We start from the raw sequence: 24,465 nt of genomic DNA, 5'->3' as shown, positions 1-24,465 counted from the left end.
CCGGTTCACTCGACCGGTAGCTGCTGGACGGATTCCTCGACCGGTAGATGCCGGATCGATTCGCCGCCCTTGGCGTGGTGCAGCTTGCCGAAGCGGCTGTCGAGCAGGTTGGCCATGCTTTCCGCGGCGCCGATGTAGGCCTCTTCCGCAGTGGGGGCCTTGTGGGTGGTGGCGACCGGTGGCTGGCCCTTGGGGCGCGCCTCCAGGTTGCAGTGCTTGTCGTCCGGGCCGCCCTTGTGACCGTTCACGTCGGTGACGTGGGCCTCGACCCGGGTGAGGTGCTCGGCGAATCGATCGAGCACGGAACCGATGGTGTCCTGTGCGTGTTCGATGAACGCCGCGCCGCCACCGATGTGCTTGTCGGCGAAGACCTGGATTTGCATGGCATCTCCATTCTCTCGGAATTGCCGAGGACTAGCTGGCAAATTCGACACTACCCGTATTCACGGGCGGTGTGGGGTCGGAAAGCTCACCCCGTCACCCGTGTGACCCGTGGTATGCCCGCGCGATCCGGTGGCAAACACGGGGTCGTCAGCGCACTGCCAGATCCAGGACGGTCAGGGCGAGTTCTTCGGCGGCCTCGGGATGTCCCATCGCGCGCGCGGCCTCGGAAACCTGTGCGCGGGTGGCGGGTTCGGTGAGCAGCTCACTCAGTGCGGTGTTCAGATTCGAGGCGGTGGCGTCCTGGCCGACGAGGGCGCGCGCGCCGCCGTGGTCGGCCAGGATGCGGGCATTGCGGATCTGCTCACCGCCCACCGAATGCGGATAGGGAATCAGGACCGAGGGCTTGCCGAGGGTGGTGAGTTCGGCGAGAGTGCCCGCGCCGGAACGTGATACGACAACATCGGCGAGCGCGAGCACGTCCGGAAGTTCGGCGCCGAGGAATTCGCGCACCAGGTAGCGGTCCCGGACTTCGGCCGGAAGGGCCGCCGCCTGCTCGCTGACGCGCCCGTAGGACAGCTTGCCGCACTGGTGGATCACGTTGGCGGCGTTGAGGAGTTCGGGCAGCAGCTCCGCGATGAGCTCGTTGATCTGCACCGCGCCCTGGGCGCCGCCGGTGATGTACACCGTCGGCAGTCCCGGAACGTAGCCCGACCATTCCAGCGCCTTGACGGCGGCGGCCGGATCACCGGAGGTCAGCGCGGGACGAATGGGATTGCCGGTGACGACCGCGCGCTCGCGAACCCGTGCGGGCAGCAGATCGACCGACGCCTCCGAGCTGAGGGCGATGCGATCGGCCATCCGGGCCAGCAGCAGGTTCGCCTTGCCGATGCCGGTGGTCTGCTCGTGAATCACCAGCGGCCGCCGCCGCAGCGCGGCCGCCATGCCGATCGGCGCGCACACGTACCCGCCGGTGCACAGCACGGCGTCCGGGCGGAACCGCCGGACCACACCCTGGGCGGCCAGCACGCTGACCGGCACGCGCAGGGCATCGCGGGCATTGGCGGCATTGAGCATCTTGAGCGGGTTGCGATCGCGGCGCAGCTTGCCCGCCTTGATTGCGGTGAACTCGACGTCGTTCTCCGCCGCCACGCGCTGCTCGAGGCTGTCCGGCACGCCCGCCCACAGCACCTCCGCGCCGGCCCCCGCCTCGGCGACCAGGTCACGCAGCGCGCGCACGGCCGCCACGGCCGGGTAGGTGTGCCCGCCGGTGCCGCCGCCGGCGACGATCACACGGACCTCGCCACGCTCGCCGAGGCGGCGCAGGATCGAGGTGCGGTCGAGGTCGGGACGCGGCATGGACGGGCCTCCTGCAGGTGGTTTCGGACTCGGGGCCGGGGCCGGGCCGGGAGTGGCGCTGGTCCACTCGCGGCGCCGATCGGCGCACCGCACAGGCTAGCGCGGGTGCGGGATCCGTGGTCGCTCGAACGCGACGACAGCGGCCGTGGAGCGGTTCGGGCGCGAGATCGGAAACGTCCTGCGGCTGGTCGACGGCATCATCGGCATTCGGGGTGATCCGGCTCGCCTCGCCGGATCGGCGGCGCTCGCGGACCGCGACATCGATCGCGATCGCCGACCGAGGAATCGGTCGGTCGCCAGAAGTTTCCGGGCGGCAATGTCGACCGGCCGGTTCCCATTGGGACTTAGGTAATCAATTGCCCGGAAACTGTTGCTCCAAAACTGCTGTGCTGTCAGGATATTCCCGCACGGCGAACTCCGATGAACGGGTCCGTCGCTGAAATGCGCACCAGGCGTGTCGTTTTCCGAAACCGGCCCCGTCTCACCCGTTGTGCGCTCCCGACCGCGAAAACGTTTGCTTCCGCACGCCTATTTTCAGGAGTTCGAGCATGACGACCGAATCCCTCACCGATCCGGGGCGATTGCCGGCACTCGGGCGCGAATCGGCCCAGGAGCTGATCCGGGAATTGGCGGACGCGGACGCCACCGCTCGCAGCGGCGTGCTGCGGGTCACCGGAGAACCCGGTGGGGATCTGCATGTGGAGCACGGCCGCATCGTCGCGGTGGACTCACCCGGCGCACCCGGTGTGCGCGAACTGCTTTCGCGTCCCGGGCGCACCAGCACCGGCGCGGCGGATCTGCGCGTGGTCGCGATGATGGCGGCGATGGACGGCCTGTTCGCCATCACGGTGGGCTGGATCGGCAGCTGTTTCTGGCAGGATCCGCCCGCGGGGCCCAGCGGGACCGGCGACCCCGCGCCCCGGGTTCCGGGCATCGATCCGGGTTGGCTGCTGCTCGAGACCGAGCGGCGTTTGCGCGCCTTGGCGCACGGCCGGGTGTCTCCGCACCGAAATCTTTTGGTGCTCAACGATTCCGGACGGATGGCGCTGAGCGTTCCGAGTTCCTCGCAGCAACAGGAGATCCTGGTGTGGGTGAACGGGCGGCGCAGCTGCCGCGATATCGCGATGCTGTTGAGCCGCAGTCTCTACGCGGTGACCGTCGAGGTCGTCCGCATGCTGGACGCCGACCTGCTGCGGGTCGTCCCGCCCGAACGCGCGTCCGGCGGGCCGGAAGAACCGGACGGTCCCGCGCGCAATGCCGCGCCGCGCTCCATGCTGCCGCGCCGGCGTCGTGGCGCCAGCGGCATCAACGACACCATCCCGCCGCGGGCCGCGCAGCCCGCCGCCCGCGGCACCCAGCGCACCGCCCTCGTGCGGACATCGGAAAGGACACAATGAACACATCCAGCCCTATGGGGTCTGCCAGCCTGACCGACAGAATCGCGGTGCTGGTCAAAGCACTGCGCGCCGACGTGCCCGAATGTCTGGCGGCCGGTGCGATCGATATGTCCACCGGAATGCTGCTGGCGGTGGAGACCGTCGACAACCATCCGCAGGAGGTGCTCGATCTGCTCGCCGCGGCCACCCTGGATCTTTTCCAGGGGCGCAATGTGGTGATGATCGAAGACATCTGGAAGGAGCGTCGCGGAGTCCAGCAGGAGAGCCACTACTTTCAGGAAATCCTGGTCAACAGTGACAACCTGACGCACCTGTTCGTCCGCACCGAGAGTCGCGACGATGTGGTGATCGTGGTGGTCTGCCGCAAGGCGGTGAACGTCGGCATGCTTTTCGCGCAGACCCGCCGGGTGCTGAAGGACATCGGCACGTTGTGAATCCGATTGTCACGTTGTGAGTTCGATTGTCCTACGCCCCTAGGGGATTCGCGCCACCGCGCCGAGCATGGACACCGCCTCCGCGCGGGGATGCGGACGCCACTCCTCGGGCCGCCACGCGGTCACCGAGGTGACGCCCGGCGCGACCATGGTCAAACCGCTGAAGAACCGCGCGAATTCGGCGCCCGAGCGGAGCCGGAAGGGGACGCCGCTGCGCTGGTTGGCCTCGGTGGTCCGGGCCACGTCCTCGGCCTCGAGATAGTCGCTGGTCGCGTGGGTCATCACCAGGTGGCTGCCGGACGGCAGGGCCGCGCACAGTCGCCGCACCAGTTCGTACGGCTGCTGGTCATCGGTGATGAAGTGCATGACGGCCACCAGCATGAGCGCGACCGGCTGGGTCAGGTCGAGCGTCGCGAGCAGATCCGGATGGGTGAGGATGCGCTCGGGGTCGTGTAGATCGGCGTCGAGATAGGCCGTCGCGCCTTCGGGGGAGCTGTCGAGCAGATCGCGCGCGTGGACCAGCACGATGGGGTCGTTGTCCACGTAGACGATGCGCGATTCGGGGGCGATGCCCTGCGCGATCTCGTGCACGTTTCCGGCCGTGGGCAATCCGGTCCCGATATCGAGGAACTGACGGATTCCCGCCTCACCGGCCAGATAGGCCGTCGCCCGGCGCAGGAAGCTGCGATTCTCCACCGCGGCCATGCGCACGGTGGGGAAGGCCTCCGCGACCGCGTCCGCGGATTCCCGATCGGCGGGGAAGTTGTCCTTCCCACCCAGCCAGTAGTCGTATCGACGGGCCGGATGCGGCTTCGTGGTATCTATGCGCGCTGCCGCGGAATCCGAGTTCACAACGCCCCCAATTCTTCTCGACTACTGTTTCACATGCGCGGCACAGCCCGGCCGCGACGCACCGCCTGGAAGGTCCCGTCATGCAGTTGCGCTACAGCCCCTACGACTTCGAAGTGCACGCCGACCCGTATGCCTACTATGCCAGGCTGCGTGAACAGGCCCCCGTCTACCGCAACGAGACCGACGACTTCTGGGCGTTGTCCCGGCATGCGGACGTGCTGGCCGCACTGCGGGACTCCGAGCGCTTCTCCAGCGTGAACGGCATTCGCATGGAACCGGCGTTCTGGGGTCCGCAGGCCGAGCGTTTCTTCTCCTTCGTCGCCATGGACCCCCCCAAGCACACCCGGCTGCGCGGATTGGTCATGCGGGCCTTCACCGCCCACCGCGTGCAGGGGCTGGCGCCGCGGCTGCGGGAGATCGCACGCGGGCTGCTCGAGCCGCTGCTCGAGCGCAAGAGCTTCGACCTGATGACCGATTTCGCGGGTCCGTTCCCGACCGAGGTGATCTCGGAGCTGGTCGGCGTGCCCGAGAGCGATCGCGGCATGATCCGCAAGCTCGGCATGGAGATCATGTACACCGAGGAGGAGTCCACCGATCTGCGGCCCGAGGCCATGCAGGCGATCGGCGCGCTCGTGGGCTACTACACCGAGTTGACCATCGCGCGGGCCGGCGATCCGCAGGACGATCTGCTGTCCGGGCTGCTCGGTGCGGCCGAGGGCACGGACCGGCTGACCCCCGAGGAAATCGTGGGCGTGCTGATCCTGCTGGTCGGCGCGGGCATCGAAACCGCCATGCTCACCTTCGGCAATGCCTGGAACGCGGCGGCCCTGCACCCGGCGCAGCGCGAGCAGGCGCTGGGCGGGCGCATCGACGAGTGGATCGGCGAGGCCATGCGCTGGGATCCGTCCACCCAGAGCAACCTGCGCACCACCACCGAGGCGGTCCGACTGCACGGCGTCACGATTCCGGCGGGGGAGCGCATCCTGCTGCTCACCGGTGCGGCCAACCGCGATCCGGAGGTCTTCACCGATCCGGACACCTTCGATCTGGATCGTGACACCGGAGCCTCACTGAGTTTCGGCAGCGGCAGGCACCATTGCCTCGGCTCGAATCTGGCGCTGCTGGAACTGCGTATCGCCCTGACCGAGATCGCGGACAAGGTCGGCGACTTCGAGATCGACCTGGACAAGGCCAAGCGCATCCACTCCTCCAACAACCGCGGGTTCGCGAGTCTGCCGACCACGGTCACCACGCGCTGAGGCGCGGCGCCGTTTCTGAACACCCGCTGAATATCGGAACAACCTTCAGGCCCTCGCCGTCGTATCGCGCCTCTCGTTCCGGGGCCGATACCGCAGCGAGGGCCCTGTCGTCGTTCCTGGACGGGTGACCTGGCTCTCCTTCGTAGGGTCAGCGGCATTGCCATCGCTTTGCTACGGTTGCCGCACTGTCGTCCCGCAGCGCTGCCGGATCCTTGGGCGGCGGTTCTTTTCGTGTGGTTGCGGCAGCTGAAAGGTTGGCCTCGATGCTCGTACCGGTCGCTACCTGGACGAGCCCGATGGACCGTCGACGGCCCTCTGACATGGACGAATTCCTCCAGATCGTGGCGGAGCCACGACCCCTGCGCCGCATGACCCGCTCGCCTCGGATTCCGCTGGCTCCCGCGCAAGAACGAATGTGGCACGCCGCGGCGCTAGGCAATTCAGCTGACTGGAATGTTGCTCGCGCGTTTCGAATTCGTGGCGCTGCGGTGAATATCTCGGCATTGTCGACCGCTATCGAGGACGTCGTGCGTCGGCACGCACCGCTGCGCACCTGCTATCCGGCCACTGCCAACGGCCCCATCCAAGTGGTGTTCGATGCCGACGTCGCCCGTGTCGAGGTGCACGTGGTGGACAGCTTCGCCGGTGAGCTCGAGGATCGGATCGCCGAGTTCAGCGCGGACGCCTTCGACCTCGCCACCGATCTGCCGATCCGGGCTCGGGTGTACCGGCTCGGGGCGCGCGATGTGGTGTTGGCACTCGTCGTGCATCACATCTCCCTCGACGGGCAGTCGATCGGACCGCTCATGCGAGATCTGGTGACCGCGTACCTGGCTCGCGCCGCCCGCCAGGCCCCGGTCTGGACGCCGCTGGCGGTGGACTACATCGACTACACGCTGTGGAAGCACGAATATCTCGGCGCGTACGACGATCCCGGCAGTCGCGCCAACGCGCAATTGCGTTACTGGGCCAACAATCTGGTGGGTCGCCCGACGCCGATGGAACTGCCCTACGACCATCGCGCCGAATCCTCCTGTGGCACGAAATCATCCGGGCCGACGCCGGATGCGGCCGGTGACCTGATCCAGGTGCACCTCGATCCGGCGCTGCACCGCGCTCTGCACCAGCGTGCCCGCAAGGCCGGGGCCAGCATGTTCATGCTGCTGCAGACCGCGTTCGCGATCGGCGTCGCGGCCTTCGCCAGTTCCCCCGACGTCACCGTCGCCACCGCCGTCTCCGGTCGCGACGATCCGCTGCTCGCCGATCTGGTCGGCAACCTCGCCGACGACGTCCTGATGCGGATTCGCCTCGATCGCGCCACCGACATGACCGATCTGATCGACCAGGTGCGCCGAGTTGCCCTGGCCGCCTTCGCGAATCCCGACACCTCCAATCCGCGCCTGCAGCGCAGCCTCCCGCAGGACCCCTCGCACCCCCTGTTCCAGGCCACCCTGATCCTGCAGCGCGCCGACGCCGCCCCGCCCGGCGCCGAACCCGGCGGTCTGAGCATCGCCGAAATCCCCACCGGTGTGGTCCGGGCCAAGCACGACCTCGAATTCGGCCTCACCGAAAACTACGACCACACCGGCGAACCCGCGGGCATCACCGGCCCGTTCCTCTATCCGATGGCCCGCTTCGACCGCGACACCGCCGTGCGCTTCGTCGAAAAGTTCACCGCCACCGTCGAACTCATCGCATCGGGCTACGACGGCCCGATCGCCCCGCTGATCTCCCACACTCCTCGCCGCCGCCCTCGCCGAACCCCGCGCTACCGCACCACCTCCCACTGAACCCGGCTCGGCCCTGCCCGACCCGATCCTGTCCGGCAGATCGTCGAAGGGTCCCGGCTCACAGCTGCGTCGGGGCGGAGGGGCGTTGCGCGGCTGGGACCATACGAACCGGGCGGAGTCGGCGACATCGCGCGTCGACGTGGGCTGGACCGAGAAGAACGGAATTCGCGCCGTCCCGCCCCCGATGCCGTCCCGCCCGCGATGCCGTCCCGCCCCCGATGCAGTGGCGCGAGCGTCGCACGCGTTCGCGCCCGGCCGATAGCCCATGATGAGGGCGTGAATCGGCTCTCGCGGTGGTTGCCGCCTTCTCGGTGGGGTGTGCGGACGTGGTCGGCGATCGTGGCCGCGCTGGTGCTCGGTGCGGTGCTGCTGGTCGCGTCCGGGGCAATGCTGTGGTTCCTGGATCGCTCGCTGGAACGGGAGATGGATTCCGCGACCATGGCCCGGGTGGACACCATCGCGGGAGAGCTGACGCGGACCTCGGCGGGGGAGTTGCCGGGATCGCTGTTGAGCACCGATGGACAGGTCGACGCGGTGCAGGTGATCGACGGGCAGGGGCGGGTGGTTCGCGCCTCGGACCCGAAACTGGTGCTGCCACTGCTGGATCCGGGCACGGTGGGGAACCAGGTGTCGGGCGTGGAGCCGAACGGGGACTACGACGACGATCTGCGGGTCTCCGCGCGCACGGTCGCGACCCGCGAGGGCCCGTTCACCGTGGCCGTGGCGTCGGACGACGAGGCCGCGGAGCACGCGGTGCGGCGGGTGGCGGTCCTGATCGCACTGGGCGGACCCGTGGTGGTGGCCGCGGCCGCGATGGCGACGTACCTGCTGGTGGGGCGGTCGCTGCGCTCGGTGGAGGCGATCCGCAGCCAGGTGGCGAGCATCGGCGCGGCACGGCTCTCACGGCGGGTGCCGGTGCCGGTGGCCCGGGACGAGATCGCCCGCCTCGCCGAGACCATGAACGACATGCTCGCGCGGATCGAGGCGGGGCATGTGGCGCAGCGTCGCTTCGTGGGCGACGCCTCCCACGAATTGCGCAGTCCGCTCGCGGCATTGACCGCGGCCCTGGAACTGGCGCGCGACCGCCCCGAGGTGCTCGACGCCGAACTCGTCACCGGGACACTGCTGCCCGAGGCCGAGCGCATGCGCACCCTCATCGCCGATCTGCTCACGCTCGCCGCGGCCGATGAGAACGGACTCGAATTGCGCACGGGCGATGTGGATCTCGACGACCTCGCCGAGGAGGCGGCAGCCGCGCTGCGGGCACGCGGCGGTTGCGCGGTGCGGACCGACATCCGTCCGGTGCGGGTGATCGGCGATCGGCCCCGGCTGGCCCGGGCGCTGCGCAATGTCGTCGAGAACGCCGCCGCCCATGCCGGTTCGGCGGTGGCGATCACGCTCGAGGACAGCGGCACTCGCGCTCGGGTGATCGTGGACGACGACGGTTCCGGAATACCGCCGGCCGACAGAGAGCGGGTGTTCGGCCGCTTCGTCCGGCTCGATCCCGGTCGTGGCCGGGCCACCGGCGGGGCGGGGCTGGGGCTGGCCATCGTCGCGGAAATCGTTTCCGCGCACGGCGGTTCCGTCACCATCGGCGAATCACCCTGGGGCGGAGCCCGATTCGTCATCGACCTGCCGATCGCCGGACCCGGCGTCCTCGACCAGCCGGTACCCGACCCCGCGTAGCGTCTCGATGCTGGTGCGCCCGAACGGCGTATCGATCTTCTTGCGCAGATAGCCCACGTACACCTCGACCACGTTCTCCGGTCCGTCGTAGTGCGCGTCCCACACATTGCGCAGGATCTCGGGCTTGGTGAGCGCGATCTCCCGATGCCGCATCAGAAATTCCAGCAGCCCGAATTCGCGGGGCGTCAGGGTGATCGCCCGCGCGCCGCGCCGGACCGATCGCCGGGCCGGATCCAATTCCAGGTCACCGACCTTCAGCAGCGCGGGCCGCTGTGGCGCGCGGCGGCGCAGCAGCGCCCGCACCCGCGCGATCAGCACCACGAAGGAGAACGGTTTGGTGAGATAGTCGTCCGCCCCCAGATCGAGCGCGTCGGCCTGTTCGTAATCGCCGTCCTTGGCGGTCAGCATGAGCACCGGTGTCAGCACGTCGCGTTCGCGCAGTCGCCGCAGCACCTCGTATCCGCTCAGTCCGGGCAGCATGATGTCGAGCAGGATCACATCGAAGCTGTCCTCGGTCGCGTGCCACAGCCCGTCGGTTCCGGTGTGCGCGAGCTGCACCACGAAACCTTCCAGCTCCAGCCCGCGCCGGATGGTCTGCGCCAGTCGCGTCTCGTCCTCGATCACCAGCACTCGCACCGGATCAGCATGCCGTATCGGACTGCCGCCGCGACGCGCCGATGCCGTCTCTCAACGTCCTCTCAGCGACCTTGTGCGAGGGTCGAAGGATGCTGTCCACTCCGCAGTCGCCCGTGCAGCAGGACCGGACGCCACCGACCACGCGGCGTCCCCGTCTCCCCGATCTCCCCGTGTCCGGCGTCCTGAGCACCTTGGTGCTGGCCGCCGCCGCACTCATCCTGACCTGCAACGTCGTCTGGATAGACGGTCCGATCGGACCCGATACCGCATGGCTGCAAACGATCGTCGACCATCGCACGAGCACCATGACGACCCTCGCGAAAGCGGTCAGCGATATCGGCGACACCCAGTCGATGACGGCCGTCGCGGTGATTGCCTGCCTGTTGCTGGCATGGTGGCGGCGCTGGGAACAGTTGCTGCTGGTGGCGATCACCTCGATGGGCGCGGCAGTCCTGGTGCTGGGCGGCAAACGACTCGTCGGCCGGGATCGACCGCCCGTCGTGGATCACCTGGTCACCGAGTCCAGCTACTCCTACCCATCCGGCCACACGCTCGGCGTCACGGTCGTGCTCGGCATCCTGCTCGCCTTGGCCGTGCCGCCCCTGCGCACCCTCGCGCGCGTCGCGGTCCTGACGATCGGCATCGGCTTCATCCTGGCGGTGAGCCTGTCGCGTTCGTATCTGGGCGTGCACTGGCCGAGCGACCTGCTGGGCGGCTGGCTGATCGGCGGCTGCTGGCTCGCCCTGTGCCTGACCCTGCGCCCGTATCTGCGACCGCTGGCCGACCGCCTGAACGCCGCCGATCCGGAACCCTGAACCCCGGACCGGGTGGTGTCGGATCGCGCCGCAACCCGGTTCCGCTCAGTGGCCGGGCAGGGACTTGCGGGAGACGTGCTGGGTCATGTCCTCGGCAATGGGCGTCACCGGTCGCGGAGGCGGCGGCGGGGCACTGCGCGCATCGTGCGAGATCCGCAGCAGCAGCGCCAGAATGATGTAGTTGGCCAGCAGCGACGATCCACCGTACGACATGAACGGCGTGGTCAGACCGGTCAGCGGAATCAGTTTGGTGACGCCGCCGACCACCACGAACAGCTGCCAGCCCAGTGAGAAGGCGAGTCCGCCGCCGAGCAGTTTGCCGAACGCGTCCCGGGTGGTGAGGGCGGCGCTGAAACCGCGCACGGTGATGATCAGGAACAGCGTCAGCACCGCGGCGAGCCCGATCAGACCCATCTCCTCACCGATGGTGGAGATGATGAAGTCGGTCTTGGCGAACGGCACGTCCTGCGGCCGGCCACCACCGAGCCCGGTGCCGCCGATACCGCCGGTGGCCATGCCGAACAGCGCCTGCGATATCTGGTATCCGGTCGTGTAATACGTGGCCAGCGGGTCCTGCCAGACCTCGACCCGGACCCGGACGTGACCGAACAGCTGATACGCGATGATCGCGCCGACCGCGAACATGGCCACGCCGATCAGCAGCCAACTCGCCCGCCCGGTGCCGATGTACATCATGGCCAGCACGGTGCCGAACACCAGCAGCGAGAAACCGAGGTTCTTCTCGTACACCAGCACCAGCACCGCGACGAAGGTGACCAGGATCAGCGGTCCGAGATCGCGCAGCCGGGGCAGCGTCATGCCCAGCACCCGCTTGCCCGCGGTGGTGAACAGGTCGCGATTGGCGACCAGGAAGGCCGCGATGAAGATGATCAGCAGCACCTTGGCGAATTCGCCGGGCTGAATCGAGAACCCGCTGAACATGATCCAGCTCTTGCCGCCGTTGACCTCGCTGAATCGCGAGGGCAGCAGCGCCGGAATCAGCAGTGCCACCACACCGCCCAGCCCGCAGGTGTAACCGAATTTCGCGGGCCGGGTGTGATCGCGCACCCCCACCAGCACTCCGATGAACAGCGCCATGCCCAGGCCGGTCCAGACCAGCTGATGCGGGGCATCGGAGGAGGGCGCCGCGGTACCGGAATTGGCGGCCAGCGCGGCCTCGGCGCGATCGAGCCGGTCGATGATGAGCAGGCCGAGCCCGTTCAACAGCACCGCGCACGGCAGCAGCACCGGATCAGCCGCCGCCGCCCACCGGCGCACGGCCAGATGGGTGACCAGCACGAAAACCGTGAATACGCCCAATGCGCGCAGTGCCCGGCCGTCGATCCCGCCGCCGGTCGCGGAGGTCATCGCCATGTATGCGAAGGCGATCAGACCCAGCGCCGCCACGCACAGGAGCAACTCGGCATTGCGCGGAACCCGCCCACCGGACTGCGCCGCGGGAGGAGGGTGCCGAAATCCGCTCACCCGACCAAAGTAGCGCGGATCGGGACGGGGCCGCGGGGTCGCGGCGAAGTCCACCGCGGACGCGCCCGGTCGTGCGGCGAAATCGGGTGTGTCGCGACGAGTCCGCGGTGCCGTCCGGACGAGGAATTCGGCAGCGGCCGTGGCGAAGTGCGCGGTGCGGCCGTGCGCCGGGCCGGGAACTCGCGCGTCATCGCCAGAACTGCCAACGGGTCTGCTGTTGTTTCTGCGCCGCGCTGAGCGGTCGCAGTCGGCGGGGTTCGGTCGCGGACGGGTCCAGAACCAGCAGGGCGGCAACACGGTCCGGCAGACCCAGACCGGCGCGGAGCCACGGCCAGCCACCGGCCAGCAGGCCCGCCAGTTCGGTGGGATCCAGTCGCAGCGCGGCCGTGGCCCGCAGCAGCACAGGGGTTTCCACCTCGGGCTGCTGCGCGCACGCCGCGATCAGCGCCGGAACCTGTTCGCGCGGTGCGTTTCCCAGGATCCGCAGCAGCACCGACGCGCCGCCGGGCAGCCGGGAGATGTCGGCCATGCAGGATGCGACGAACTCGGTGTCGGACTCGACGGCAGCGGCCAGCACGTCGCGCGCCTCCTCGATGGCTCTGGGATCCTCGAGCGCGAGGCGCACGATCGCGGCCACCTCGTTGCGCGCCTGGTTGTCCCGTCGCCGGAACGGCTTGCGGGGCAACCGGAATCCGCCCTTGCGATCCTGGTCGGCGAGCGGGTCCGTCGCGGTGGCGTCCAGCGCCACCAGGATCTCGATCGGTTCCGGCAGTCCGAGACAACCGCGCAGTGCGGGCCAGGCGGGTGTGAGCGCGGCCACCAATTGCGCCTGTTCCGGGCGCACGGCGGCGGCCGCCCGGAGCAACTCGGTCGCGTCCACGGCCGGATATCGCGCGCACTCGGCCAGCAGCGTGCCGAGCCGATCACCCGGTGCGCACGCCATGATCTCCTCCAGCGCACGGTGATCCCGGCCCGCGCCGGACATGTTCACCACCAGTTGCGCCACGATCGGGAGATTGGCGAACACGGCGTTCCGCACCAGCGCGCTGGCCCCGGTGCGCACCGCCGGATCCTCGATCTCGGCGAGCACCGTCTCGTAGACCAGGAATCGATCCCGGGAGTCGGCGGCGTACTCGCGCAGCACGCGGTGGCGGCGCAGCCGTTCGATCACCACGCCGCGGCGCGCGGAATCGCCGGTGGCCCACTCCTTCTTGATCCGCGGCCACACCGATCTGGCATCGCTCGCCGAGAGCGTGCCGGAATCGACCCGCTGCCATGCCGCCGCGGCGACCACGTCACTGATGTCCACGCCGAGCTGCGCCGCCACCTGGGTGGCGCGGCCGGGGCCGTGCTCGTCGGACATGACGTGCTCGGTCAAGGTCTTCTCGAAGGTAGCGCGGGTCTCGGGCTTGTGTTCGATTCGCGCGAGTGCTCGTGCCACGCTGGGCTTTTCGAGCGCGAGGTGGATCGCCCGGCGGGCCACCACCTCATCGGTGAACCAGTCCGGGCTCAGCTCGTGACCGGTGAGCACCTTCGCCAGCTGGGCATCGTCCAGCAGCGCGGGCTCGACCGTGCGCAGCTGCTGCTGATGCAGCCACTCCCGGATCTCGTGCACGCCGGTGAGCGAATCCGGGGGTGCGAGACCGGCTTTGCGCTGCTCCACGATGGCGAGACCCAGACTCAGATACGGGTCGGTGCTGCCCTCGGCGCGGCTGCTGGGCGTCACGACGTGGCGCGCGTCGGACGGCACGGCGTCCGCGCCCAGCACCGCGACGATCGCGGGCAGATCCGGCGCCTGCTCGGCGTAGGTGGAGAAGGTCAACTCCCGCAGCGCATTGCGGGGCAGACTGCCGTACAGCGCGCGGAGCATGGTGATCGCGTCCTCGGCATTGTTGACGTGCAGGGCGATCGCCGGCCCCTGTCCGGACAGGTGCGCGAGGGTGCGGCCGATCAGCACCGGCAGCCAGATCTCATCCAGCAGCGCGGTGGCGTAGGCGTCGTGGTCGGCGGGCTCGTCGGAGACGACGGGCTCCCAGCGGTCGTTCGGGGCGGCCTTGCTGTCCAGGGCGGTCAGGAAATCGCCGGAGGCGAAGAGCCACAGAGCCGCGGAGCCGTCCAGCTGACCCGGCTCACCCGCGATCAGGTGGGTGATGCAGGTGCCCGGGCGCGCGCTCGACGGGGTCTTGAGGCTCGCGATCGCGGTTCCGCGCACGAGGGTGAAGTCCAGCGCGAACACCTCACCCGGCTGGTTGTCCCCGGCCATGGTCACCAGCGGTCCCAGCTCTCGCGCGGTGGATCCCACTGCCGCGGGCCAGTTCTCGGAGCGGGAGACCACACCCACGCCGGTGCCGGAATCCTCGAGGTTGACCAGGGCCCAGCCGCACAGCAATTGCGGAAATCGTGTCATCTGTCGATCCATAATTCTTCGAACAGGCTCAGCATGTAGAGCATCGGATCGACCGCGCCGTACGGCTTGAACACCGGGTAGGAATTGTCGGCTCGCTTGCCGCAGCCGACCGCGGAGACCGGGAAATACCGATTCCACGGAAAGTGCAGCGCCAGCGTGTTGTCTATCTGCGGGAACAGTTTTCGCACCAGGCTGCGGGTGGCGTCGGAGCGGTAGTCGATCTGGTCACGACTGTAGAGGTTGCCCGAACCGTTGGTGCTGTACGGCGAATCCGCCCAGTTCGCCGGCGGCGCGACCACGCTCACCTCGGGAAAGTTCAGCAGCGACAACAGATCCGACTTCGCCACGATCGACGAGACGTGCAGGCGCGGCGGTTCGATCGGCAGATCGACCGGGTAGCTGTTGGCCTCGCGCCACAGCGTGGCGATCTGATCGATCATCGGGACCGTGCGCCCTACGGTCTGGGAGTGCTCGACGTCGTTGCCCAGGCTTTCCTCGTTGGCGTCGTTCGCATGCTCGCGCATGATCGCCAGGTACTGCTTGTTCAGCGTCGAGGGCACCACGAACCACAGGAAATCCGCCACCGCGAGATGCGGGCTGACCTGTGCCGCGGTCTTGCCGTCCGCGACGTCCTCGCCCGCGACGTCGACGAAGGCCAGATTGACCGTGCGCCTGGTGTGCACGGAGGACGCCTTCACCAGAATCGGCGCGCGCTGTTCCAGACCGCTCCACGGGTGGACCGGCGTGGACGGGCGCGGCGGCATCGGGCGCTGCATCGCGTTGGCCGCGACGGCGTCCATGCGCTGCAATTGCCCGCCGGTGAACTGCCGCTTCTCGGTGGCGCCGATCGCGCGCCGGTTGATCAGCAGATTCTCCAGTGCCGACCACTGTTTCACCGATTTGCGCGACGGGATGATCGACCAATCCTGGCTCATCACCGGATCGTTCATCATGGAGTAGATCATCGACGCGATGAGATGTGTTTTGGACGAGGCGGATTCGCCGACGAAGCCGATCACCTTCGTCGGGTGGTTGAGCGTCTCCTCGTCGATATCGCAGCCGTTCGGGCAGCGCTGACTCAGCTTCGCCGTATATCCGGCAACCTTCGTCGCGGCATGACCGTTGGGCTGGCGGATCACCCAGATCCAATTCTTGCTGGCGCGGTCGAATTTCAACTCCGACAGGCAGTTCAGGCAGACGGTGCGCATTTCCGGCGGCCTCAGGTCAGGACCGCGATGGCGAGCAGCACCACCGTGGCGACGAAGAAACCCTGCCCGACCCGGATCGCGCGCAGCAGCCACTTCGAGGCCTGCGATCCCGGATACACGTACTGCTGCCATGCCATGCCCACGGGCCGGTCTCTCATCTAGTCCCCTCAGACGAATTTCGCGATTTCGACGATCAGCCAGGTGATCACCAGGAATGCCAAGCCGCCCAGCACGATTCCGAGCAGTGCGGTGGTGGCCAGCAGGCCGGCGATGTAGCGCGGTTCGTTCCGATCCAGCCCGGCCAGCATGCGCTGGCGCGAGTCGATGACCGGCGCGAGGTAGAACTCCCACGTGGAGCGGGTCTGCTGCGGAGCGCGCCGGAACTGGGTGTCGTGCTGGTCCGGGCCCGGCGTCATGACGCTGGTGTGATGCAGGCCCTGGGTGTTGTTCGCGGGGCGGAAGGCCCGGGTGGTCCGCAAGCAGTCCTCCAGCGCGGTGTGGAAGTAGAAGCGGAAGGTCTCCGCGGACTGGTGGCGCAGTGCGGGATCGGGTGAAAGGGCCTGATCCAGTACGGTTCTGAGCTGCGGTGGAACGGGTTCGGGTGCGCACACCGTCTCCAGTGCCTCGGCGCACACCACCGCGAAGGAGTAGACATCGCTGAGGTGGGTGATCTGACCCGAGCGCAGATACTCGGGGGCGGCGTACCGCTGGGTGCCCAGTGCGCGCTGATCATGGGTGAGGCGCTGGATGGTCTCGCGCATCTCGATGGCGATGCCGAAGTCGGCGAGTTTCGCGGTGCCGTCCGCGCAGATCATGATGTTCTCGGGCTTGATATCGCGGTGCACAACCTGCTTGGAGTGCGCGTACACCAGCCCGTTGAGCGCGTCCTCCAGGATGCCGGCGATTCGCGGCAGCGACCAATTGTCCGGATCACGCATATGCTGGCGCAGATTCTCACCATGAATGAATTCCATTACCAGGAACGGTGATCGGCGCCCGTTCTCCAGGAATACGCCCGCGTCGTGCACCATCACGATATTCGTGCAGTACATCTGCGCCGCGATATGGGCCTCGCGCATGAACCGTTCCTGTTGCAGCCGCGCATCCTTCTCCAACGGCAGCAAACTTCCCGAATCCAGCACCTTGACCGCAACCTGCCTGCGCAACTGCAGATCCCAGGAGCCCCAGACCTCGGCCATACCGCCTTTGCCGACCAGCTCTCTGAGCTCGTACCGGCCATTGATCAGCCTCAACCCGCGCGATCCTTCCAGCCGGGAAATCACTTGCCTCAACCACCCCGGACGACAGCGAAATCCCTGCCGAGTGTACGCCCGCCCGAACCCGGGCAACCCTGATATTTCCGTCCCCCACAACACATCCCGCAGCTGTTAACACCGCCGTGCCCACCCGCGATGCGACCCCGATTTGCCCTCGGCGCCCACCCCTGTGTAACTTCTGTTGCGCGCTCGGGAAACCGTCCGCAACCACCAGGGGCTATGGCGCAGCTGGTAGCGCACCTCACTGGCAGTGAGGGGGTCAGGGGTTCGAATCCCCTTAGCTCCACCCATTTCGAAGGCCGGGTCTCCGGCTCCGGGCTCCTCATCGCGGCCGCCCGAATCTCTCCACAGCGCCGAAAAGGCATTGCGCTCGAATGCGATACTGATTTATCCGCGCCGCGAAACGGCGTGGTCGTGAATTCGGCCGAGGCATTCGAAAGTGACCCGTCGAGCGGGTCCGTGCCGGGCTTCGAGTACATCGTTCGCTATTCCGTCGGTTTCCCATTCACAGTCTCGTGAGACCACTCTGGCAGGTGCGCGTTAACGAAACCTTGGGGAACGCTTGTGGATGCTTCGCGGGTGTCCGCAGGGGCCTGGATCGCCTGGTGGCGGCGGGGATGGGGCCGCGTCCGGGCTCGCGTATTTGTCGGTGGGTCGCCGTAGAGTGCGCTTATGAGCATTTCGATGTGCCGGCGCGCGGGGCCGGATGAAATCAGTTGCGCGGCTGGTGGTTCGGATAGCACTGTGTTGGGCGTAAGCGATTCACGAGCAGGGTCATGGGGAGTGACCCTCCGGGGGGAAGGAATGAATGTCATGAACTGCACTACGTTTCGCGAGGAGAACCGCGGTCCGCGGTTCCGCAAGGCCAGTTTCAGCTACGGCGGCGGCGATTGCGTCGAGGTCGCGTACCACGACGATCAGATCGCGGTGCGTGACTCCAAGGATCGAAACAGCCCGACGCTGTGGTTCACGAAATCCGAATGGAGAGCGTTCACTTCGGGTGTGCGCGCCGGCGAATTCGATTTCGGGGACTGACGTGCTGTGGTGGTGTCGCAGCGAATTCGCTGCGACACCACCACCCCCACGTGCGGCCGACCCCTCGACGGCCGCTGGAAAATGGTCATTGGGTTGTGACGCGGTGAATCTCGTCGCGGAGCGCGGCGAGAAATTCACGGGCATCGTTGTCGAACAGGGCCATTCGAGTCAAAGCCACCCAGCGGCGGCGATGAGCCTCGACGAGTTCGGGGCCGCGGGTCACCATGCTGCCCGGGATCGGTTCCGCGGAGGCGAGTGCGTGGTCCTCGTTCTCGTAGATGACGAAACCGTGCGGGATCGTGGTGCTCGCCTCGATATCCTGGGGAATCACGCCGATGAAGACCGACTCGAGGGTCTCGATCGAGATGATCCGGTCCAGTTGGGCGAGCAGCACGCGATGTGGTCCGGGGCGAAAGCGCAGGGCCGCTTCGGTGATCAGGAACTCGAAGCGCTTCGCGGGGTCGTACAGCACCCGCTGGCGGTCCAGGCGCGCGGCGAGCGCGGCAGCCAGGGCGTCCGGTGCGTACGGCGGATCGAACGTGGCGAAAACCCGGCGGGCGTAATCGGCGGTCTGTAGCAGGCCCGGTACCAGTGCGGGCTGAAAGTTCAGCACCAGGTGCGCATCCTGCTCGAAGGCCCGTACGTCGTCCTGCAGATGGGGGCGCTCGGCGAGCGAGGCCGCCCAGTCCTGAACCTCGGGCGAGTGCGCCGCTTCGGTGAGCGCGCGCAGGGACTGCTGGGAATCGGCTTGCGCCCCAACCGCTTCGGCCCAGTCGAGCACCTGCGGCAGTGGGGGAACCACCTGACCCGATTCGATCCGGGACAGCGTCGACTGACTGATTCCGACCCGTTTGGCCAGCTCCCGCCCGGAGATTCCGGCCAGATCTCGCAACCGGCGCAGCTCCGCCGCCAACTGCTGGCGCGGGCGCGACTGGTGCGCAACCGAATTCGCGACGGATGCCTCCGCCGCGGTCGCGCCCTCTGCCGGTTGATTCATAATGATTCAGATAGAATCATCTCGATTCACCCAAGTCAAGACATGGTTGGTCACATCGTGATTCAGGCGTGGAATCGCATGTCCGACAGCGCGATTCCGTCTCGATGCGCTGCCGATTAGCCGGGCGCGCGGGCTCGGCGGTGCGGGCGGCCGGCGGCGGGGCGTCGTGCGGGCATGGGGGATGACCCGCTCCAGTTCCCTGGCGGTCTCGGCAGGTGTGTTCGTGCCGTCGCGCCGGGAACGCGGCCGCTGCCGCGAGATTGCCGCGGTGGTCGGTGGAGCCCGCCGCGGTCTCAGGATTTCCGGGTGGGTCCCTTCGGTCCCGGGGAGTCGGGCGTGTCGTCGCGGTCGGTTTTCGGTTCCCGTGCGGTGTCGGAGCCCTCGGCGGGGGTGGGTCCGACTCTGCGCGGGCGGGCCATGCGGCGACCGGATCTGGCCGGGGTGTCCGCACCGGCTCGTTGTCGGCGCTGGGCGCCGAAGTCCAGGACGTTCGCGCCGTGCTCGGGTCCGCTGTCGTCGGACGCGGGTAGCTCGGGGCGGGGGTCCGCCAGCCACCAGCCGGTTTCGCGCTGCAGTTCCGATCGGGTGACGGGTCGGGTCGGGGCGGGGTCGTAGATGGACCCGCCCTCGGGCCACCACGGTTTCGCGGGGCGCTCGGCGTCCTCGTCGAGGGCGCGGCGCGGCGCGCGGGGGAGCCGGATGACCTTCGGTTCGTCGGTGCCGGGCGCGGGGGCGGCCTCGGGGGGCTTCATGCTCTCGAGCTTCTTGCGCAGCCTCTCCACGGCGTCGAACCGCTTCTGGCCTGGTCCCGGCAGCGACTCGGGCCCGGGCTCTTCTCGGTTGGGCATCGAACTAGTCGCCGTCAGAAGAGGCGGTACCCGACGGTTCTACCACCGCGGATACCTCGGGCCGATGTCTGAACTTCTTTCTGATCGTGTCGCACATGTCCGTATTCTCCCTCAGGATCGTCCCTATGGTTTCCTACCCCGATCAGGTGCGCCGAACCCGCACTGTGACCGGGAACGAGCAGGCGAACGGTCCACACTCCAGAATGACCGAGCGGTCGCCGCGGGGATAGCTGACACTGTCGCCGAACTCACGCGGCGATCTCGAGGCTATCGACAGGGTTCGGTCGCGGACCGAGGAACAGGAGACCCCGGTGTCCATGCACGAGATCGAGGATCTGGTCGAGTACTCGATCCGACTGCTGCACGATTCGGCCGAACCCGGGGATCGAGGGGTGCGGGACCGGATCGCCGCGCTGTACACCTTCCAATCGGGGTACGACTGCTCCTTCACCCACTTCCGGGTGATGCACATCCTGCTGGAGCGCGGCTTCAGCCATCGTTTCGAGCTCGCCGAACACCCCGATTACGCGGCGCGCTCGTGCTACTTCGACGGCCTGGACACCTTCACCGCGCTGTCGGAGGCCGAACCCGATTCCGGTGGCGCCGATCCCGAGCAGGACCACCTCGACGACCTCGCCTGGCTCGAGCGCGGCTACGTGGACCCGCCGCACCTGTACTGCGATGCCGGAACCACGCTGTGGCAGAACATGATCGACGCGGGCCGCCTCACCGGCGCCGCCGCCGAACCCCTGCGCCGGCCACCGCTGGCCGACGTCGTCCGCGATGTCGCACGCGCCGCGGAACGCTCCGGTGATATCGAGACGATCGCGATCTGGCACGCCCTGGGATACACCGTCATTCACGACATCCCGCTGATGGCGGATCCCCGGGATATCCCCGCCCTGACCGATTTCCACGCGATCGCGGTGCGAACCGGCGCGACCACCTTCGATCTTCCCGGCGGCTACCGGCCCTCGCCCGAGTTCCACGCCGGCGATCCCGTCGAATCCTGGTGGGCCGGACCCGAACTCCGACCGTGGCGAGGGCGGTAGGTCGCCTGTTGTACCCGCCGGTGAGGTGTTCGGCATGCCCCAGGAACCGGGGGCGGAACGGTTTCCGGTCGGAGCGCGACTTACCCGGTAGTACCGAACGGAAGGACATCAGTGAAACGACTAATCGGCATCATGGCGGCGCTTGCCGTCATGAGTCTGGCGACGGCCTGTCAGGACGACGCGACCACGCCTGCGGCCGGGGGGTCGTCGGCGTCGTCAACCGTCACGGTCGCGCCCGGACCGGGTGCGCCCTCGGGTGGGCAGAGCGACTCGCCGCAGGCGACGGACACCACGAAGCCCGACGGCAACACCGCCCCCGCCACCGCGGGCAACGGCAAATGCATGGATCTGACCTCGGGTGTGGTCACCGCGGCGCTGGGCAGGCTCGGAGCGAATGTGGGCGGGGACGGTTTCTACGCGGACAGCGGGACCGAGGCCGCGGTCGGCTCCTGCCCGAGCCTGATGTGGGTGCTCGCGGGCACGCCGCGCGGCACCGCGAGCTCGCCCTGGCAGGTGATGCTGTTCAATCACGCCGGCTATCTGGGCACCGCGACCAAGAACTCGACCGCCTACACCTCGGTGGTCGGCTCGTCCGATCGGACGGTTCAGGTGCAGTACAAGTGGCTGGCGGGCGAAGATGCCAGCTGCTGCCCCTCGGGCGGACCGGTGACCGTCACGCTCACCCTGGGTTCCGACGGCCGCACGGTGACACCGGATCGCGATTTCCCCTCGCAGGCAACGGATCCCAGCTCGGGTGGAACCCCGTCCAAGTGCCCGGTATCCAAGTCCGTCCTGCTCGCGGCACTGAAGGGCACGGACGTCGAGGCGCGGATCGCGAAGCCGGTCGAACTCGAGGACAGCATCGGCTGTGTCGGTGACTGGGCGCTGGCTCGCACCGGAACCCACAACAACACCATCACCCGCGCCCAGGTGCTGTTCCACTACGTGGCGACCGACGGTGGATGGAAGCCGGTGGACCTCGGCAGTTCGCTGAACTGCATCGAGAAGGGCGTGCCCGCCGGGGATGCGCTCAAGCTCTGCCCGAACAACTGAGCACCCGCGGTGCCCCCGATCCGGATTCGGCGATCGGGGGCACCGTGCGTTCGGGGGTGCGCCACGATCGCCGCGGCGGGCGCTCAGGACCCGATCATCAGCGGGCCCTGGGGGTGCAGTTCCACGATGGCGACCAGGTCGCCGTAGGGCACCGCGCCGTGGGCCATGCGATGCGCCATCCGCGCGAAGACGGTTTTCGCGCCGTATTTGATGCGCATGCCGTCGCGGATCTGGGCCGAGAGGTAGTCGTTGCAGATGATGCGGGCGGTCCCGTAGTGCTGGCGTGAGCCCAGCGCGGGGCGGCCTCGCCAATCCCCGGCCTGGACGACCACGCGGGGGTCCTGGTCGAGTTGCTGCGCCTCGGCGGAATGGGTGGAGAGCAGGAAGGCCAGTTGACCACGCTCGGACGGCACGACCAGATGCGGCGTGGTGGCGATGCGGCCGGGGGCGAGGGGGCGGGTGACGAGGACCGACTTCGCGTCCCACCACAGCGAGCCGGAATGCCAGGTGCTGGGCGCGCCGGGCGGCGTGTAGGGCTGGGGGTGGAAGGTCGCCGTGGGTACGAGCTGCTGCGGTGCCGTCATCCGATGAACTCCAAAAGCTTTGTGTACTAAGGCCTTTCGAACACAAGTCACGCGCCGATGAGTGACGTGGGCGGCAGCTTGTCGCAGGTGTAGCGACGGGGGAGCGCCGTAATTGTCCCGAAACCGAGGTTAGCCTCGGCCGCAGATCCGTGCCACGACGCTGGTAGTGGTGTTGCGCTCGACGCCTCGGAAGTGTTTCCGCTCACTCACCGAACTGATGCGAGCGCGTCTGCGGGATCACGGGCGCCTGCTGCGGGACGGTGTTCGCGGGCGGGACGGTGTTCGCGGGCGGCCGGTACACCGGAACCGTGGCCACCGGCTGCTCGACCGGCGGCTGCTCCGCGATTTCGGCCTCGGTGTCCGGAGCCGGAATCGGGGCAGGCGGCGGAGTCGAGGTGGTGGTCGGGACCGGTGTGGTGGTCTGCGTGAGCCGCTGCGATGTGGACGTGGTCGCCGGTGGCGTATCCGGCGTCGTTCCGGAGGATCCGATATCCCCGCCCATGGTGAACGCCGCGCCGACGATGACGCCGACCCCGGCCACGATCAGTGCGGACACCCCCGCCAACCGGCGTCGACGGGTTCCGGTGGATCCATGCGCGGCCGGAACATCCGGCGGCGACGTCGAATCGGTGATCACGATCGGCACGTCCGCGTGATCGGGTGGCTCCGCGACCGAACCGGCCTTGCGGAGATCGACCGCAGGCTCGGGGGCGGGCCCGGCCTCGAGGGGATCGGCCGGTGGTTCTGCGTCCGCGGCGCGGTCGTCCGGTGCTGCCGGGTGAGCAACGGTCGTCTCCGCCGCCACCGGGTGATCGCCGCCGGACCGAGCATCATCGGGTGCGCGATCGTTCGAAACAGGCTGCGGTAAAGGCGATTCGGTTCGCCACACGACCGTCGGCGGCGCGGGCAGGGCGCGGGCCGCCGCCTCGGCGAGGGCGGCGCAGCTGGCGTACCGGTCCTGCGGTGACTTCGCCATGGCGGTGGCGATCACGGCGTCGAAGTCCGCGGAGAGTTCGGCCCGCACGTCGCGCGGCGAAGGCGGCGGCACGACCAGGTGCGCACCGATCACCGCCGCCTGATCCTTGCGAGGGAACGGCTGTTGCCCGGTCAGCAATTGAAACAGCGTGCAGCCCAGCGAATAGATGTCGGCCCGATGATCGGCGGGCATATCGCTGAACCTCTCGGGTGCGGCATAGGCGAAGGTGGCCGCGATACCCGAGAGCGTGACGGTGTCGTCGAGAGTGCGGGCGATCCCGAAATCGGTGAGCACCGCGCGTTCCCCGTGCCGCAGGTCGTTCTCGATGAGCAGGTTGGCCGGTTTCACGTCGCGGTGCAGAACTCCGTGCGCGTGCGCGTGATCGAGTGCGTGCGCGGCATCGGTGAGCAGCCGGACCGCACGTTCGGGATCGAGTCCCGAGGGATGTTCGCGCAACAGCGCCGATGCGTCCCCGCCGCCGATGTACCGCATCGCCAGCCACAGCGCCGGATCATCGGTCGCGCTGCGGTCGTACACCGAGACGATGTTGGGATGATCCAGCGCCGCCGCGAGTGTCGCCTCCCGATCGAACGCGGCGCGCGTCTTCGGGTCGGCGGTGAACGGCTCGGCCAGCACCTTCAGCGCCACCTGCTTGCGCAGGCGCGGATGCGCGGCCAGATACACCGTGCCCATGCCGCCCGCGCCGAGCCGGCGCTCGATGGTGAACCCGGCGAATTGCGCCCCCGACTGCAAATTCACGACGATCCTCCCCGGCACGCAGCGGGCCGAGTGCCCCGACGCCGCGCTGTGGCCCCGGGAGAATCTAACCCACCCCGCCCGGGCGTGAGCGGGAGTTCCTCCGGCCGCACGTGAGCAACCACACCCCGGCACCCCGGATGTGGGGTCGTGCCCCACCGGAAATCATTAACTAGGG

22 protein-coding genes and 1 tRNA gene are annotated in these 24,465 nt (G+C 68.3%); 10 read left to right on the top strand and 13 right to left on the bottom strand.

Annotated elements, in window-relative coordinates; translation table 11 throughout:
- Nucleotides 1–5 precede the first annotated feature (5 nt).
- A complete protein-coding gene (locus NJ1_RS03650; RefSeq protein ID WP_067687482.1) occupies nt 6–383 on the bottom strand; it encodes a ribosomal subunit interface protein in 378 nt (125 codons plus the stop codon).
- 148 nt (nt 384–531) lie between these two features.
- A complete protein-coding gene (locus NJ1_RS03645) occupies nt 532–1,740 on the bottom strand; it encodes a UDP-N-acetylglucosamine--N-acetylmuramyl-(pentapeptide) pyrophosphoryl-undecaprenol N-acetylglucosamine transferase (protein ID WP_067687480.1) in 1,209 nt (402 codons plus the stop codon).
- Nucleotides 1,741–2,288: 548 nt separating this feature from the next.
- Here NJ1_RS03645 and NJ1_RS03635 point away from each other — a divergent pair.
- Complete coding sequence (locus NJ1_RS03635) at nt 2,289–3,137, top strand: DUF4388 domain-containing protein (RefSeq protein WP_067687476.1); 849 nt, start codon at nt 2,289–2,291, stop codon at nt 3,135–3,137.
- A 14-nt stretch (nt 3,138–3,151) separates the two neighbouring features.
- Nucleotides 3,152–3,571 (top strand): hypothetical protein, encoded by a 420-nt coding sequence (locus NJ1_RS03630; protein WP_157573728.1) that lies wholly within the window; start codon nt 3,152–3,154, stop codon nt 3,569–3,571.
- Between the two features lie 39 nt (nt 3,572–3,610).
- Here the strand turns inward: NJ1_RS03630 and NJ1_RS03625 are convergent, their stop codons facing one another.
- Nucleotides 3,611–4,423, bottom strand: coding sequence for an SAM-dependent methyltransferase (locus NJ1_RS03625; protein WP_067687472.1), 813 nt, complete (start codon nt 4,421–4,423; stop codon nt 3,611–3,613).
- An 80-nt stretch (nt 4,424–4,503) separates the two neighbouring features.
- On the opposite strand from NJ1_RS03625, the gene NJ1_RS03620 reads away from it, so the two are divergent.
- From NJ1_RS03620 to NJ1_RS03610, 3 genes are all read left to right on the top strand, one after another.
- Nucleotides 4,504–5,682, top strand: coding sequence for a cytochrome P450 (locus tag NJ1_RS03620; RefSeq protein WP_067687470.1), 1,179 nt, complete (start codon nt 4,504–4,506; stop codon nt 5,680–5,682).
- Nucleotides 5,683–5,945: 263 nt separating this feature from the next.
- Nucleotides 5,946–7,472, top strand: coding sequence for a condensation domain-containing protein (locus NJ1_RS03615; protein WP_084477710.1), 1,527 nt, complete (start codon nt 5,946–5,948; stop codon nt 7,470–7,472).
- 276 nt (nt 7,473–7,748) lie between these two features.
- On the top strand, nt 7,749–9,158 hold the full coding sequence (locus tag NJ1_RS03610; protein WP_245717195.1) for an ATP-binding protein: 1,410 nt from the start codon (nt 7,749–7,751) through the stop codon (nt 9,156–9,158).
- Here the strand turns inward: NJ1_RS03610 and NJ1_RS03605 are convergent.
- Entirely contained in the window at nt 9,072–9,794 is a 723-nt protein-coding gene (locus NJ1_RS03605; RefSeq protein WP_067687466.1) for a response regulator transcription factor, read from the bottom strand. The two genes, NJ1_RS03610 and NJ1_RS03605, sit on opposite strands and share 87 nt — an antisense overlap.
- An 89-nt stretch (nt 9,795–9,883) precedes the next feature.
- Between NJ1_RS03605 and NJ1_RS03600 the strand changes: the two genes are divergently transcribed.
- Nucleotides 9,884–10,609 carry a phosphatase PAP2 family protein gene (locus NJ1_RS03600; RefSeq protein ID WP_067687464.1) on the top strand — a complete coding sequence of 242 codons (726 nt, stop codon included), beginning with the start codon at nt 9,884–9,886 and terminating at the stop codon, nt 10,607–10,609.
- Nucleotides 10,610–10,654: 45 nt separating this feature from the next.
- On the opposite strand, the gene NJ1_RS03595 is transcribed toward NJ1_RS03600, so the two are convergent.
- The 5 genes from NJ1_RS03595 to NJ1_RS03580 form a co-directional block, all read right to left on the bottom strand.
- Complete coding sequence (locus tag NJ1_RS03595; protein ID WP_067687849.1) at nt 10,655–12,094, bottom strand: FtsW/RodA/SpoVE family cell cycle protein; 1,440 nt, start codon at nt 12,092–12,094, stop codon at nt 10,655–10,657.
- Between the two features lie 187 nt (nt 12,095–12,281).
- Nucleotides 12,282–14,501 (bottom strand): GAP1-M domain-containing protein, encoded by a 2,220-nt coding sequence (locus NJ1_RS03590; RefSeq protein ID WP_067687461.1) that lies wholly within the window; start codon nt 14,499–14,501, stop codon nt 12,282–12,284.
- Nucleotides 14,498–15,709, bottom strand: coding sequence for a hypothetical protein (locus tag NJ1_RS03585; protein ID WP_067687459.1), 1,212 nt, complete (start codon nt 15,707–15,709; stop codon nt 14,498–14,500). Before NJ1_RS03585 ends, NJ1_RS03590 begins: the two co-directional genes overlap by 4 nt.
- A gap of 11 nt (nt 15,710–15,720) precedes the next feature.
- A complete protein-coding gene (locus NJ1_RS38695) occupies nt 15,721–15,867 on the bottom strand; it encodes a hypothetical protein (protein WP_157573727.1) in 147 nt (48 codons plus the stop codon).
- A gap of 9 nt (nt 15,868–15,876) precedes the next feature.
- Complete coding sequence (locus NJ1_RS03580) at nt 15,877–16,962, bottom strand: serine/threonine-protein kinase (protein WP_157573726.1); 1,086 nt, start codon at nt 16,960–16,962, stop codon at nt 15,877–15,879.
- 237 nt (nt 16,963–17,199) lie between these two features.
- Here NJ1_RS03580 and NJ1_RS03575 point away from each other — a divergent pair.
- Both NJ1_RS03575 and NJ1_RS40340 read left to right on the top strand, forming a co-directional pair.
- A tRNA-Ala gene (locus tag NJ1_RS03575) sits at nt 17,200–17,272 on the top strand.
- 386 nt (nt 17,273–17,658) lie between these two features.
- Entirely contained in the window at nt 17,659–18,021 is a 363-nt protein-coding gene (locus tag NJ1_RS40340; RefSeq protein WP_245717194.1) for a DUF397 domain-containing protein, read from the top strand.
- An 85-nt stretch (nt 18,022–18,106) separates the two neighbouring features.
- Here the strand turns inward: NJ1_RS40340 and NJ1_RS03565 are convergent, their stop codons facing one another.
- Both NJ1_RS03565 and NJ1_RS03560 read right to left on the bottom strand, forming a co-directional pair.
- On the bottom strand, nt 18,107–19,018 hold the full coding sequence (locus NJ1_RS03565) for a helix-turn-helix domain-containing protein (RefSeq protein WP_084477707.1): 912 nt from the start codon (nt 19,016–19,018) through the stop codon (nt 18,107–18,109).
- Nucleotides 19,019–19,311: 293 nt separating this feature from the next.
- On the bottom strand, nt 19,312–19,866 hold the full coding sequence (locus NJ1_RS03560; protein WP_157573725.1) for a hypothetical protein: 555 nt from the start codon (nt 19,864–19,866) through the stop codon (nt 19,312–19,314).
- 311 nt (nt 19,867–20,177) lie between these two features.
- Here NJ1_RS03560 and NJ1_RS03555 point away from each other — a divergent pair, with 311 nt between their 5' ends.
- Nucleotides 20,178–20,918, top strand: a complete 741-nt coding sequence (locus NJ1_RS03555; protein WP_157573724.1) for a hypothetical protein — start codon at nt 20,178–20,180, stop codon at nt 20,916–20,918.
- A gap of 111 nt (nt 20,919–21,029) precedes the next feature.
- Complete coding sequence (locus NJ1_RS03550) at nt 21,030–21,971, top strand: LppP/LprE family lipoprotein (protein WP_157573723.1); 942 nt, start codon at nt 21,030–21,032, stop codon at nt 21,969–21,971.
- Nucleotides 21,972–22,054: 83 nt separating this feature from the next.
- Here NJ1_RS03550 and NJ1_RS03545 read toward each other — a convergent pair whose 3' ends face one another.
- Together NJ1_RS03545 and NJ1_RS03540 are read right to left on the bottom strand one after the other, a co-directional pair.
- Nucleotides 22,055–22,555, bottom strand: a complete 501-nt coding sequence (locus NJ1_RS03545) for a hypothetical protein (protein ID WP_067687449.1) — start codon at nt 22,553–22,555, stop codon at nt 22,055–22,057.
- A gap of 202 nt (nt 22,556–22,757) precedes the next feature.
- Nucleotides 22,758–24,290: a serine/threonine-protein kinase gene (locus tag NJ1_RS03540; RefSeq protein ID WP_067687448.1), complete on the bottom strand. Its 1,533-nt coding sequence runs from the start codon at nt 24,288–24,290 to the stop codon at nt 22,758–22,760.
- Nucleotides 24,291–24,465 lie beyond the last annotated feature (175 nt).

This window comes from Nocardia jejuensis NBRC 103114, from assembly GCF_001613145.1.
GTDB lineage: Bacteria > Actinomycetota > Actinomycetes > Mycobacteriales > Mycobacteriaceae > Nocardia > Nocardia jejuensis.
The sequence above is the reverse complement of the archived record's forward strand: the minus strand, read 5'-3'. Positions and strand labels throughout refer to the sequence as shown.